13 protein-coding genes are annotated in these 13,353 nt (G+C 69.2%); 2 read left to right on the top strand and 11 right to left on the bottom strand.

Annotated features, from left to right (window positions below):
• Positions 1–116: 116 nt before the first annotated feature.
• The 5 genes from ABTZ43_RS05865 to ABTZ43_RS05845 form a co-directional block, all read right to left on the bottom strand.
• Positions 117–572 carry a MarR family winged helix-turn-helix transcriptional regulator gene (locus ABTZ43_RS05865; protein WP_056415692.1) on the bottom strand — a complete coding sequence of 152 codons (456 nt, stop codon included), beginning with the start codon at positions 570–572 and terminating at the stop codon, positions 117–119.
• A gap of 1 nt (position 573) precedes the next feature.
• Positions 574–2,304, bottom strand: coding sequence for a DHA2 family efflux MFS transporter permease subunit (locus ABTZ43_RS05860; protein ID WP_149422390.1), 1,731 nt, complete (start codon positions 2,302–2,304; stop codon positions 574–576).
• Between the two features lie 119 nt (positions 2,305–2,423).
• Positions 2,424–3,236, bottom strand: coding sequence for a DUF1206 domain-containing protein (locus tag ABTZ43_RS05855; RefSeq protein ID WP_253384344.1), 813 nt, complete (start codon positions 3,234–3,236; stop codon positions 2,424–2,426).
• Positions 3,233–3,904 (bottom strand): phosphatase PAP2 family protein, encoded by a 672-nt coding sequence (locus ABTZ43_RS05850; RefSeq protein WP_253384346.1) that lies wholly within the window; start codon positions 3,902–3,904, stop codon positions 3,233–3,235. The genes ABTZ43_RS05855 and ABTZ43_RS05850 overlap by 4 nt, the downstream gene beginning before the upstream one ends.
• Before the next feature lie 6 nt (positions 3,905–3,910).
• Positions 3,911–4,171, bottom strand: a complete 261-nt coding sequence (locus ABTZ43_RS05845; RefSeq protein ID WP_056415682.1) for a DUF6458 family protein — start codon at positions 4,169–4,171, stop codon at positions 3,911–3,913.
• A gap of 116 nt (positions 4,172–4,287) precedes the next feature.
• Between ABTZ43_RS05845 and ABTZ43_RS05840 the strand changes: the two genes are divergently transcribed.
• Both ABTZ43_RS05840 and dinB read left to right on the top strand, forming a co-directional pair.
• Positions 4,288–4,950 carry an arsenate reductase/protein-tyrosine-phosphatase family protein gene (locus ABTZ43_RS05840; protein ID WP_350538152.1) on the top strand — a complete coding sequence of 221 codons (663 nt, stop codon included), beginning with the start codon at positions 4,288–4,290 and terminating at the stop codon, positions 4,948–4,950.
• Positions 4,951–4,999: 49 nt separating this feature from the next.
• The gene (gene dinB, locus ABTZ43_RS05835; protein WP_350538151.1) at positions 5,000–6,196 is read left to right on the top strand and encodes a DNA polymerase IV; all 1,197 of its coding nucleotides are present in this window, start codon (positions 5,000–5,002) and stop codon (positions 6,194–6,196) included.
• Between the two features lie 24 nt (positions 6,197–6,220).
• Here the strand turns inward: dinB and ABTZ43_RS05830 are convergent, their stop codons facing one another.
• The 6 genes from ABTZ43_RS05830 to ABTZ43_RS05805 all read right to left on the bottom strand — a co-directional run.
• A complete protein-coding gene (locus ABTZ43_RS05830) occupies positions 6,221–7,804 on the bottom strand; it encodes a glycoside hydrolase family 32 protein (protein WP_350538150.1) in 1,584 nt (527 codons plus the stop codon).
• A gap of 36 nt (positions 7,805–7,840) precedes the next feature.
• The gene (locus tag ABTZ43_RS05825) at positions 7,841–8,794 is read right to left on the bottom strand and encodes a PfkB family carbohydrate kinase (RefSeq protein WP_350538149.1); all 954 of its coding nucleotides are present in this window, start codon (positions 8,792–8,794) and stop codon (positions 7,841–7,843) included.
• Positions 8,791–10,170 carry a glycoside hydrolase family 32 protein gene (locus ABTZ43_RS05820; RefSeq protein WP_350538148.1) on the bottom strand — a complete coding sequence of 460 codons (1,380 nt, stop codon included), beginning with the start codon at positions 10,168–10,170 and terminating at the stop codon, positions 8,791–8,793. The genes ABTZ43_RS05825 and ABTZ43_RS05820 overlap by 4 nt, the downstream gene beginning before the upstream one ends.
• A gap of 84 nt (positions 10,171–10,254) precedes the next feature.
• Positions 10,255–12,084 (bottom strand): dipeptide ABC transporter ATP-binding protein, encoded by a 1,830-nt coding sequence (locus ABTZ43_RS05815; RefSeq protein ID WP_350538147.1) that lies wholly within the window; start codon positions 12,082–12,084, stop codon positions 10,255–10,257.
• Positions 12,081–13,025 (bottom strand): ABC transporter permease, encoded by a 945-nt coding sequence (locus ABTZ43_RS05810; protein WP_253384359.1) that lies wholly within the window; start codon positions 13,023–13,025, stop codon positions 12,081–12,083. The genes ABTZ43_RS05815 and ABTZ43_RS05810 overlap by 4 nt, the downstream gene beginning before the upstream one ends.
• Before the next feature lie 2 nt (positions 13,026–13,027).
• The coding region (locus ABTZ43_RS05805; protein WP_350538146.1) for an ABC transporter permease at positions 13,028–13,353 on the bottom strand (326 nt) is incomplete at its 5' end.

Below are 13,353 nucleotides of genomic sequence, written 5' to 3'. Positions count from 1 at the left end.
CCGTTCTGTCCGGTCTTGGGACGCCGACTCGCGCAGTCAAGACATTCGACTGAACCACAGAAGACGTCGATCGACAACCCGAGACGACACAGGAGGCGATCGTTCGGTTACGGCGCTCAGACCTCGGCGAGCAGTCGGAAGACCTTGGAGGCGGCGTCGATCTCCTCCGGCGTCAGCTCCGCGACGACGGTGCGCAGTCGCGAGGCGTGGTCGCTGCGGAGCTCGGCGAGGGCGGCGCAGGCCGACGGCGTCGCCGTCAGCACGCGCAGCCGCCCGTCCCGCTCGTCCGCCCGAGAGGCCAGGAGCCCGAGCTCCTCGAGCATCCGCACGTGCCGGCTGATGACGGATTTGTCCATCTCGAACCGCTCGGCCAGTTCGTGTGCGCTGGCCGAGCCCGCGCGGTCGATGAAGGCGAGCAGCTTGTAACCGCCGACCTGCAGCTCGGGGTCGATGCGCGCCGCCGACTCGCGCCAGAGCGTCCTGGTCCTCGCGAAGATGAGGTTCAGATGCGTCTGGAGGTCGCCGAGGGCGGTGTCCACATCTGCGGACACCGCCGCGTCTGAGATGGTCATCTCAGTTCCTCGACTCCCGGCCCTGCTCATCCTCGCGGTCGTGCTCGAGGACGGTCACCGACCCGGTGGCGGTGGACGCCTGCGCTGCCGAGATCCGGATGGTGCCGGTCGACATGTTCGCCCCGACCTCCGCCTCCGAGACGTCGAGCACCGACTCCTCGGCCTGCTCGCGCAGCTGCTCGGCGGCGTTCTTGGTCGAGAGCGGCTTGTTGCGGATGAACGCGATCGCGATGATCGAGATCACGGCGAGCGGGATGGCGATGATGAAGGCATCCGCGATGCCATGGCCGTAGGCGCCCTCGACGATCGCACGGATGGTGTCGGGGAGCTGCGTCACCTTGGGCACATCGCCCGAGGCGAGGTGGGTGAGCGCGTCGACCTCGTCAGGAGTGGTCGGCGTGAATCCCTCGAGAGCGTCGGACATGTACGAGGCGACGCTCGTCGACAGCAGAGAGCCCATGACCGTCACGCCGATGGTGCCGGCGATGGTGCGGAAGAAGTTCACGTTCGACGACGCGGCCCCCAGCTGCTTCGGGTTCGTGTCGTTCTGCACGATGAGGGTGAGGTTCTGCATCACCATGCCGAGCCCGGCGCCGAGGACGAACATGTACGTCGCGACGAGCGGGAACGGGGTGTCGTAGCGCAGCGTCGCCATCAGGCTCACGCCGATCGTGGTGAGCGCGGAGCCCGTGAGCATCCAGCCCTTCCACTTGCCGAACCGGCTCACCAGCTGGCCGATGATGATCGACGCACCCATCTGACCGATGATCATCGGGATGGTCATGAGGCCGGACTCCGTGGGTGTGGCGCCACGGGCCAGCTGGAAGTACTGCGCGAGGAACACCGAGGTCGCGAACATCGAGACGCCGATCGCGATCGACGCGATGACGGAGAGCGTGAAGGTGCGGTTGCGGAACAGCGACATCGGCACGATCGGTTCCTTGACGAAGAACTCGACGGTGATGAATCCGGCGATCGCGACCGCGGCGGTGACGACGAGCATGATGCTGGTCGAGGAATCCCAGTCGAACTGGCTGCCGCCCATCGACACCCAGATCAGCAGGGTCGAGACGCCGACCGCGAGCAGGACGATGCCGAAGTAGTCGATCGAGACCCTGGTGTCGCGCTGCGGCTTGGGCAGGTGCAGCGTGAACTGCAGCAGCACCAGCGCGAGGAGCGCGAAGGGCACGCCGACGAAGAAGTTGGAGCGCCAGCCCCACACGTCGGTGAGGAGTCCGCCCAGCAGCGGGCCGCCGATGGTGCCGAGGGCCATGATGCCGCCGACGACGCCCATGTACTTGCCGCGCTCACGGGGCGAGATGATCAGCGCGACCGCGATCATGACGAGCGACATCAGACCGCCGACGCCGATGCCCTGGATGACGCGCACCGCGATGAGCATGTTCGTGTCGGTCGAGAATCCCGCGATCACCGTGCCGACGGTGAAGATGATGAGCGAGATCTGCACGAGGACCTTGCGGTCGACGAGGTCGGCGAGCTTGCCCCAGATCGGGGTGGAGACGGCGGTCGCCAGCAGGCTCGCGGTGATGACCCAGGTGTACTGGGACTGGGTGCCGCCGAGGTCGGCGATGATGACAGGCATCGAGGTCGACACGACCGTGCCGGAGAGCACGGCGACGAACATGCCGACGACGAGGCCGGAGATCGCGGTGAAGACCTCACGCGGAGAGCGCGTGGGCTCAGCGAGAGAAGAGGAAGAGACGTGGGTCACAGTGGGATGCTCCTGTGTAGAAAGTTGATAAGAATCAACTATACTCCCGATGGTTGCTAAAGCGCAACTGTCGACCTGGAGCAACCATCCCCGTCACCCTCCCCCGGGAGGCTGGGGCGTCACATCCTCGCGTACCGCGCTCGAGCGACGCAGAACAGTCCGTAGACCACGAGCCCCGCGCCGACCGCCCAGAGGATGACCGCACCGAAAGGCAGCCCGGCGAGGCTGCGCAACGCGGAGTCGAGACCGCCGGCCGTCTCGGGATCGTGCGTGAGAGCGGCGATGACGAACAGCACGCCGGCGACGGCGACCGCGATCCCCTTGGCGATGTAGCCGGCGACGCCGAACGCGATGATGCCGGAGCGCGCCGCGCCGCCGGGCAGCGAGAGGTTCTTCGTGAACGCCCGGGTGGCGCCCCGCACGATGAACGCGACGCCCACCGCGACGACGATGAGGCCCACGACCACGAGCAGCACGACCCCGGCGGGCACGGCCAGCAGCCGTGCGCTGAAGGACTGCGACGAATCGGAGGACTCCGACCGCCCGCCGAGCGCATACACGAGCGCGGTCGCCCCGATCGCGACGTACGCCACGGCCGTCCCCGCGAACTTGATGCGGTGAGCCCACTTCTTCTTGGCATCGGGATCGCGCTCGACGACCGCCTCCGCGATCTGCCAGATCGCGAGCGCGAACAGCCCGAGCACGATGATCCACAGCAGGGCGGTGCCGGCGGGCGACTGCTGGATCTGCGACAGCGCTCCGCCCTGGTCGGCGCTGCCCCCGCCCCCGCCGGTCGCGAGGGAGATGGCGATGAACCCGATGAGGAGATGCAGGATGCCGAGCACGACGTAGCCGACTCTGGCGAGGATGCGGAACGCCGTACTGCTCTGTGCTGCCCTGGCGGTGCCGGCAGCGGATGTGGGGACATTCATGGTGTGGTGGCGCTTTCGTCGGAGTGCTCGAAGGGAGGGGTGTCGGACAGGTGGGCGGCATGACGATCACGGACGGCCTCGGCGCACACCCAGACGAGGGTGGCGACGGCGATGCCCTCGAGCATTCCTGCGATGACATCGCTGAGCCAGTGCGCCGCGAGGTAGGTGCGACTCCACATCATCGTGAGGACCCAGATCGCGCCCAACACCCAGACGAGGCGACGACGGAGCGCGATGCCGAGAACGACGACGACCGTCGTCGCGACCGCGGTGTGCCCGGAGGGGAAGGAGGTGGCCACGCTCTCCGCCAGCGAGTCCGCGGGGCGCGTCCGGCCGATCACGGCCGCCATCGTCGCACCGACGGCGACGACCGCGACCATGGCGGTCGCCAGCGTCACGGCGTCGCCTCGCCGTCCGCGCCAGAGCAGGAGGACGACCAGAGCGGCGCCGACCAGGATCATGCCGATGGTGCCCCCGATGACGGCGGGCACCCATGCGATGACGATGCCGACGTCACTCGACGCTGCCCCCATGAGGTCGTGCCACCAGACATCGATCGCCAGCGGCCGGTGCCCGCCGATCGCGACGACGCTGCGCAACGCGACGAAGGCGACGACGGCGGAGACGGCCGTCAGCAGCGCGGCGTCGCGACGGGCGGCGTCGGACACGCGGGGTCAGGCGAGGGGTTCGTTGTCGCGGATGCTCCTCCGCGTGACCCGCTCGCCCGTCGCGGGGTCGACCGCGGTGCGGGCGACGGTCTCGGTGCGCCTGCTGCGCGTGACGAAGATGAGGCTGATCAGGAACACCAGGGCGCCGGCGCCCATGAGGATGTAGCCGATCAGATCGAGATCGACGAATCCGCCGGTGTCGATGTTGAGCGCGAAGACGAGGATCGCTCCGATGACGATGAGCGCGATGCCGGTTCCGATACCCATGATGTGGATTCCTCTCCTGGGCCGCCTCTGCGGACCCGTGGGACCACGATATGGTCAGTCGGCGTTGAGTCAATAGCCGTGGACAGATCTGTGAGTGTCTGATAGTGATGAAGGTGATGACCGATCTGGAACGCCGAACGGGGATCTTCGCCGCCCTTGCGGATCAGACGCGCCTGCGGATCGTCGATCTGCTCACGATCGGAGATCTGTCGTCCTCGGAGATCGGGACGGCCCTGGATCTGCGCTCGAATCTGATCGCGCACCATCTCGGCGTTCTCGAGTCGGCGCAGATCATCACCCGTTCGCGCTCCGAATTCGACCGACGCCGCAACTACATCGGCCTCCGCCCCGAGGTCTTCGACACTCTCGCCCCCGCCAGCATCGTGCCGCCGCAGCGCGTGCTGTTCGTGTGCACCGCGAACTCGGCGCGGTCGCAGCTCGCCGAGGCCATCTGGCGCGAGACGAGCACGGTCGACGTCGCATCGGCGGGAACGCGGCCCGCGAACACGGTGAACCCCGAGGCGACGGCGTCGGCCGCCCGCCACGGCCTCACCATCGCGTCAGACCATCCCCCGCAGCACATCGACGACGTCCGTGCGGACGGCGACCTCGTGATCACGGTGTGCGACGACGCCCACGAGCGGCTGCGCGACGGCGACGACCTGCACTGGTCCATCCGCGATCCGGCCAGGGTCGGCACCGCCGCCGCCTTCGACGCGGCCTTCGACACCCTCTTCCGGCGGATCCGCTCCTTCTCGTCCCGGCTTCTCCCGATCTGAGCAGTGTCCCCGGCCCGTGCGATGATCGGCGCGTCGACGGGAGGCCGGGATGCGGGGCGAGGCGACCGTGCTGCACGCAGACCTCGACGCGTTCTACGCGTCGGTGGAGCAGCGGGATGCACCGGCACTGCGCGGGCGGCCGGTCATCGTCGGGGGCGGCGTCGTCCTGGCGGCGAGCTACGAGGCCAAGGCCCGCGGCGTGCGCACCGCGATGGGCGGAAGGCAGGCGCGCGACCTGTGCCCCGATGCCGTGGTCGTGCCCCCGCGCATGGAGGCGTACTCCGCGGCGAGCAGCGACGTCTTCGCGATCTTCCGCGACACGACGCCTCTGGTCGAGGGTCTCTCGATCGACGAGGCCTTCCTCGAGGTCGGCGGATTGCGGCGCATCGCCGGCACACCCGAGCAGGTCGCCACTCGCCTGCGCGAGCGCGTGCGAGCGGAGGTCGGGCTGGCGATCTCGGTCGGCGTGGCGCGCACCAAGTTCCTCGCGAAGGTGGCGAGCGCGGTCAGCAAGCCCGACGGGCTGCTCGTCGTCGAACCTGACCGAGAAGAGGAATTCCTGCTTCCACTGCCGGTGGAGCGTCTGTGGGGCGTGGGAGCGGTGACGGCCGAGAAGCTGCACCGTTACGGCATCCGGACCGTCGGCCAGCTCGCCGAACTCGAGGCGTCGACCGCCGAGAGCATGCTGGGTACCGCGGCCGGAGCGCACCTGCATGCGCTCGCCCGCCTGCGAGACCCCCGCCCGGTCGACACCGCCCGACGACGCCGCTCGATCGGGTCGCAGCGCGCCCTGGGGAGCCGTCCGCGCTCGCCCGACGAACTCGATCTCCTCCTCACCGAGATCATCGACCGCCTCGCGCGACGGCTGCGCGACGGTGAGCGCGTCTGCCGCACGGTCGTGCTGCGCCTGCGCTTCGGCGACTACACGAAGGCGACCCGGTCGCGCACCGTCGGCACGCCGACCGACCGCACGGCGATCCTGCTCACCACGGCACGGCGGCTGCTGGCCGCCGCACAGCCCGAGATCACCGACCGCGGCATCACCCTCCTCGGCATCTCGCTGTCGCAGCTCGACAGCGCCGAGCGCGTGCAACCCGAGCTGCCCATCGACTGGGGCGACGAGCAGCGTCTCGACGGCGTGCTCGACACACTGCGCGAGCGTTTCGGCGCGGCATCCGTCTCCCGTGCCGCGCAGCTCGGGCGGGATCCGGGCTGGTCGAGCCCGACTCTCCCCGAGCACCGATGAGGCGCGCGGGGAGAGATGCGGCCGTTACGCGAGCCGCTTCACCGTCAGCCCCCGGAACGTGCTCGTCCCTTCATGGGAGTAGAGGCGGATGCGGTTGTCGCCCTCCAGCGGGAACACTCGGTGCGAGTGCACGGCACGGCCGTCTCCGACGAACATCTCGACGCTCGTGCGGTCGACGAGGATCCGCAGGCTCAGTCGCCCGGCCGAGGGATCGACCGGAGTCTGGGTCTCGCCGCCGGTCGGGTTGATGGTCGGACGCCGGTTGACGTACGCGAATCCACCCGCGAGATATGCTCCCGCGGCGACGTGGCGCCCGCCGCCGGCAGCGCGGCAGATCTCCAGTCCGACGTTGGCCGGCGGAGACCCGGCATCCCAGACGATCTCGCAGGAGATCTCGTAGGCCAGCTCCCGCAGATCGAGATCCCGCGTCCCGGTGACCTCGACATCGCCCAGATTGTGCGTGCGCGTCACGTGGTCGGCGAGCGCGGCGGTGGGGGCGGAGGCGAGATAGTAGCCGTCGGTCCCCCGCTTCAACCGGACGTCACGGACGATCATGTCGTCGCCGTTGTAGCCGTCGGTGGCGAGCGTGGGGGTGTTGTGCGGGTAGTCCCAGAAGTTCGCCCAGCCGATCACGCGCCGGAGGGTCGGATCCTCGGCGCCCGTCGTGTCATGGTTCGGGTAGGTGACCGCACCGTAGAAGTCGAAGCCGTAGTCGAGCCACTCCGGCTCGTCGCGGTCGGTGACGAACGATGCGCCGTCGAAGCGGCCCGTCCAGTAGGCGTAGGTGGCCGGAAGGCCGCGAGCCTTGCCGTTTCCGCTGGTGCCGAGGATCCAGTGGGAGGTTCCGTCGTCCGCCGTCATCCGGAAGATGTCCGGACATTCCAGAAGGCCGAGGTCGGTGCGCACGAACTCCCCCACCCGCGTCCAGGAGCGCAGATCGGCAGACGCGTAGAAGCCGATCGTCTGCCCCTCCGCATTGGCCATGAACCACCGGTTCCGGTCGGAGTCCCAGATCACCTTGGGGTCGCGGAAGTCCGGCGTTCCGGGATTGGCGAGCACCGGCGCCGTGCCACCCGGGCGGAAGGAGCGGCCTCGGTCGGTCGAATACCAGAGGTACTGCGCCTGTCGCCCCTCCGGAGCCTGCGTGACGAGGGCGATGACGGCACCGGCACCGTATCCCGCCGTGTTCTGCTCGTCGACGACCAGCGATCCCGACCAGCAGTCTCCGTTGGCGTCGCTGAACTTCGGGATCGCCTCGCCGCGGTCGCGGAATTCGACATGGTCACGAGTCGTCGCGCGGCGCCACGACGTGCCGACTCCGCCCTCGAGGTAGTCGGCGTTGTAGAGGTAGTAGTAGTGGTACTCGCCGTCGAGGTAGATCGGCCGCTGCGGGTCGTTCTTCCAGTTGTCGGGCACGCTGAAGTGGTACGTCGGTCGCATGCGCGATCGTCCTTTCGAAGAGGGACCTCCCGCTGCGGCAGGAGTCGCGGGAGCGAGTGTCGAGGCGGCGGCGGATTCACCGGCCACCAGGGCGAGCGAGCCGCCGATCGCGGCGGCCCCCGCCCCTGCGAGGAGTGCGCGGCGGGAGAGCGCGTGAGGAGTGTCCATGATCACCTTCCGTTGAGGGCAGCATCGGCGCTGCCGTTAGGGGTGCGCGACGGCAGGCGCTCGCCCGCCGATCGCGTCGAACGACGGCAGCGCGGCCGTCGCAAGATCCGTCGCCCAGGGCAGGTCCGCTCCGGCCCTGGACACCGTGATCGCCGCGGCACCGGCGGCACGGATGCCCAGACGCTCGACCGTCGACCGGTCGAGAGGACGATCCGCGGCCAACAGGTCGGCGATGAGCGAGCTCATATAGGTGTCGCCGGCGCCGATCGTGTCGGTCACCGACACCGCAGCTGCGGCGACGGAGACGGCGATGCCCTGAGCGACGAGCAGCGCGCCGTCGGCGCCGAGGGTGATCACGACCAGCCGCGGGCCCAGGGCCTGCACCCGCTCGCCGACCTCGCTCGGCGACAGCCGCGGATACAGCCACTCGGCGTCTTCGTCGCTCATCTTCACGACATCCGCCCGAGAGGCCAGCTCCTCGAAATCCGCGAACGTCTCGGCATGGGTGCCGAGCAGGGCGGGGCGGATGTTCGGGTCGAACGTGACGAGGCGCGCATCGAGCCGATCCAGGTGCGCGAGCACGGTCGCGCGACCCGGCGAGAGGAAGGCACCGATCGACCCGGTGTGCACGAGTGCGGGGGCGACCGCCAGCGGCGCCGCCCCGGGGTTCCACTGCACGTCGAAGAGGTAGGACGCCGAGCCGTCCTCGCGCATGGTCGCGGTCGCGGAGGAGGTGGGCCGGTCGGAGAAGGATCCGCCCAGCACCCGCACGCCCGATCGTTCCAGATGGCGAACGATCCGACTCCCCCGCGCGTCGCGCCCGAGGTCGGTCAGCAGTGCGACATCCAGGCCGCGACGGCCGAGCCCCAGCGCGACGTTGGCGGGGCTGCCCCCGGGGTGCTCGGTCGTCGACGTGCCGTCGTCGACGACGTCGACGAGGGCCTCGCCGATGACGAGGGCATCGACCGGTTCGGTAGCCGCGCCGATCATGCGCGGTCCAGATCGGTGATCACCAGCGAATCGATCGTCGCCCCGGGGCGACTCGCCGCGATGCGGACGCCGACCCGCTCGTCCGTGGTCACGATCTGCTCGCTGATCGTGACCGCGCCCCCGTCGACGAACACCTCGACCGAAGTGCTGTCGACCCAGACGTCGAGGTCGAGAACGCCGTCGCGCACCTCCGCGGGCGCCGACGAGGTGAGCCCGTAGTCGGCCGAGAACGACGTGTTCGACGCGCCGGAGCGGTCCACGCTCACTACGCCGTCGGCGTACCGCACGACGATGGCATCGCCCGGCTCCGCTCCGGCACGGACGTGCAGCTCGACCTCCGCCTCAGCGGGACGGATCGCGAGCTCGATGCGCAGCGCGGCTCCCTGCGCCTCCCGCGGCAGCTCGAATCCGCCCACGGGGACGGGGGCGTGCTCGCACGAGAAGGCGGCCGGACGGTCGACCTCGACGGCGGGCCGCTGCAGCAGCACATCTCCGCGGAGCGAGAGCCGACGCGGGAGCGCCATGCTGCCGCGCCACGGGTGCGTGGGAACCTCGCGCGCGTACGCCCAGTTGCTGAGCCAGGCGAGCATCACGGGCTCCTCCAGACCGCTGAAGGTGACCCCGGCGTAGTAGTCGTGCCCGTGATCGAGCCAGTCCCAGTGCGACGGGGTGAATGCCTCCCCGTCGAAGTCGCCCACGATGTACTGCATGCCCGAGCCGCCGCCCGGATGCCCCGGATTCACCGACAGCGCCAGCACCCACCTGTCGTCCACCGGGAAGAGGTCGGGGCACTCCCACATGCCCTCGGGCGCACCGAACGGCCCGAAGACGCTGAGCGGCTGCCAGGCGAGCAGGTCATCGGACCGGAACAGGTGCACCTGCCGGTCGAGCGCCTCCACCGCGACGAGGATCCACTCGCCGCCATGGCGGAACACCTTCGGGTCGCGGAAGTCCGCGGTACCGCGGTCGAGGACCACGCCGTGCTTCGTCCACGTGTAGCCGCCGTCCGCGCTGTGGGCGAGCGCCTGCGCCTGGCCGTGATCGGTCGCCGAGGTGTAGAGCGCGATCAGAGGCGCACGACCGTCGACGCCGAAGCCCGACGAGTTCGTCGCGTCGAACACGACGGAGCCGGAGAAGATCTGCTCGTCGTCGTCGAACCGCAACGCCACGGCGTGCTCCTGCCATGTCCGCAGGTCCCGACTGGTGGCGTGCCCCCAGCTCATGTTCCCCCATTCCGCCGACTCGGGGTTGTGCTGGAAGTACAGGTGGTACAGGCCGTCGTGGTGGATGAGACCGTTCGGGTCGTTCATCCAGTTCTCCGCGGGAGCGAAGTGGGCCTGCGGGCGACTGGTCGCATCGGTGAGGGGCGTCGTCATTGCGTGGTTCTCAGTTCGAAGTCGTGGTGGTCGTCGTGGTGCGGGTCGTCGGGATGGGGATCGTCGGGACGGGGATCGCGGCTCTCACGCGACGCCGTCCTGGCTGTACCAGTGCGTCGAGGAGACGAATCGATGCGCCGGCCGCTCCTGCGCCGGCGATCGGCCCTCCGTGATCGTGTGGATCTGCGCGCGGACGCGGGCGCGATCCTCCCGGTCGAAGGGGGTGCGTCGGAGCGGATCGGGGGCGGCCGAGACGAGCAGCCGGGTGTACGGATGCTGCGGCGCGTCCATCACCTCCGCGCTCGCGCCGCCTTCGACGAGCGCTCCGCGGAGCATGACGATCGTCGTGTCCGCGACGAAACGCGCGGAGGCGAGATCGTGCGTGATGTAGAGGATCGAGATGCCGCGCTCGTCGCGGAGGCGCTTCAGCAGCTGCAGCACCCCCATCCGCACCGACACGTCCAGCATCGAGGTGGGCTCGTCGGCGAGGATCACCTTCGGGTTCACCGCCAGCGCGCGGGCGATCGCCACCCGCTGACGCTGTCCTCCGGAGAGCTCGTGCGGGTGCCGGTCCAGCAGCGCGGGGTCGAGCTCGACCGAGCGCATCAGGGCCGCGGCCTCCTCGCGTCGCTGTGCGGCGGAGAGGTCGGAGTAGATGGCGAGCGGGCGCTCGAGGAAGTGACGGATGCGCTTCGTCGGGTTCAGGGATCCGAACGGATCCTGGAACACCATCTGCACCGTGTTCCGGTATCGCCGCGACGCGCGCCGCGGCTCGTCGCGGAGCACATCGATGCCTTCGACGATCAGGCGTCCGTCGGACGGCTGCTCGAGCCGTGCGAGGATGCGGGCGATCGTGCTCTTGCCGCTGCCGGACTCGCCCACGAGCGCCATGATCTCGCCGGCGTGCAGATCGAAGCTCGCGCCGTCGACGGCTCTGGTGCTGCGACGCGCGAACATCGATCCGCCCATGAAGTCCTTGGTCACATCGCGGAACGAGACCACGACCTCGCCCGCCGCGGCCGGATCCGACGCGGGTCCGTCCACGGCCGCGGCCGTCGACGGTGCCGGCGCGGACGGGTCGCGAGTCACCGGCGGGAAGGCGTCGATGAGCTGTCGCGTGTACTCGTGCGTCGGTCGCGCATACACCTCGGCCGAGTCCCCCACCTCCAGCAGAACGCCGTGACGCATGATGCCGAGGCGCTGACTGATCTCGACCATCAGCGAGAGGTCGTGCGTGATGAAGAGGATCGCGAACCCGAGGCGGGCCTGCAGCTCCTTGATCTCGTTGATGATCTCCTGCTGCACGACGACGTCGAGCGCCGTGGTGGGCTCGTCCATGATGAGCAGATCGGGCTCGAGGGCCAGGGCGATCGCGATCACCGCGCGCTGACGCATGCCCCCGGAGAGCTGATGAGGGTACGACGTCATCCGGTCGGGGTCGATGCCCACGAGCTCGAGCAACTGCCGCGCCCGCTCACGCGCCTCCGCTCGCCTCATCTTCCGGTGCGTGGTGAAGACGTCGACGATCTGATCCCCGACCGTCATCACGGGGTTCAGGGAGTTCATCGCGCTCTGGAAGACCATCGAGACGCGATTCCACCGGAACGCACGCAGCTCCTCCCCGGTCAGATGCTCGATCTCGACGTCGCCGCAGCGGATCGACCCGGAGACGATGCGGCCGTTGCCGCCGAGGAGCTTGAGGATGGCGTTCGCGATCGTGCTCTTGCCGCTTCCGGACTCGCCGGCCAGGCCGAACGTCTCTCCGCGGCGGATGGTGAAGGACACGTTCTCGACGGCGGTGACGGATCGTCCGTTCACCTCGTAGGCGATGGTGAGGTCGCGGACGTCGAGGATGACGTCGGCTGCGTCGGGTGCTTGCGCGCTGCTCGCGCGCGCGCTCGGTGTGGTGATCATCGCCGGCGGTCCTTTCTCTTGGTGCGTCCGGCGAGTCGAGGATTGGTGATCTCGTCGACGGCGTAGTTGATGAGGGCGAGCGCGAACGCCACCAGGGCGATGGCGACGCCCGAGGGGACGAAGGTCCACCAGGTGCCTCGGATGAGAGAGCCTTCGATGCTCGCCCAGTACAGGTTCGTGCCCCAGCTGATGGCCGAGACGTCGCCGAGGCCGAGGAACTCCAGTCCCGCCTGGGCCCCGATGCCGAAGATCACGCAGGCGAGGAAGGTGCTCATCACGATGGACGCCATGTTGGGCAGCATCTCGCGGAACATGATCGTCAGCGGGCGCTCCCCGGTCACGACCGCGGCGTCGGTGTAGTCCTTGCCGCGCAGGGAGAGGGCTTGCGACCGCACCACTCGCGCCGACCCGGCCCACCCGGTGGCCACGAGCACGATGACGATGGTCCCGGGTCCTGGCGGGAGGAACGCGGCGAGGATGATCAGGAGAGGCAGCCCGGGGATCAGCAGGAAGATGTTCGTCACGACCGACAGCACGTCGTCGACGACGCGGCCGAAGAAGGCCGACACCAGACCGACCAGCAGACCGATGAGAGTGGCCAGCGCTCCGACGGTGAACCCGATCCCGAGCGAGCTCTGGGATCCCCAGATCAGAAGCGCGAGGACGTCCTCGCCCTTGGCCGTCGTGCCGAGAAGGTGCGCGAGCGACGGCGCCTCGGAGCCGGCGACCACCGAGGCGCGGGGATTGCCCGGTGCCAGCAGCGGCGCGGCGACGGCGACGACGACGAAGATCGCCAGGATGACGAGGCCGATCACGGCACGACGGTCTCGCAGCAGACGCGCGAGCAGGTGGTCGCGGTACACCGGGCTCTTCACCGGGACGCCGGGACGCGAGGTCGTCGCCGTCGAGAGCATGCTCGATCCGGAATTCTGTACGGACATGATTACCTCACTCGCACGCGCGGGTCGAGCCGCACGTAGAAGATGTCGATCAGGAAGTTGGCGACCAGCACGGCGCCGGTCAGGGTGAGGAAGATGCCCTGCATGAGCGGGTAGTCCAGCGCCTGCACGGCCCGGAGCAGCTGATAGCCGATGCCGGGGTAGGCGAAGACGACCTCGGTGAGCAGGGCGCCGCCGACCACGAAGCCGATCGACATCCCGAAGGCGGTCACCGAGGGCAGCATGGCGTTGCGGGCCGCGTAGCGGTACATGATCCGCCGCTCGGTCAGGCCCTTCGCGCGCGCCATCGTGATGTAGTCCTCGGCGGCGG

The organism is Microbacterium sp. NPDC097977 (assembly GCF_040302605.1).
GTDB lineage: Bacteria > Actinomycetota > Actinomycetes > Actinomycetales > Microbacteriaceae > Microbacterium.
Note: the sequence above shows the minus strand (reverse complement) of the source record. Positions and strands in the feature narration are given on the sequence as shown.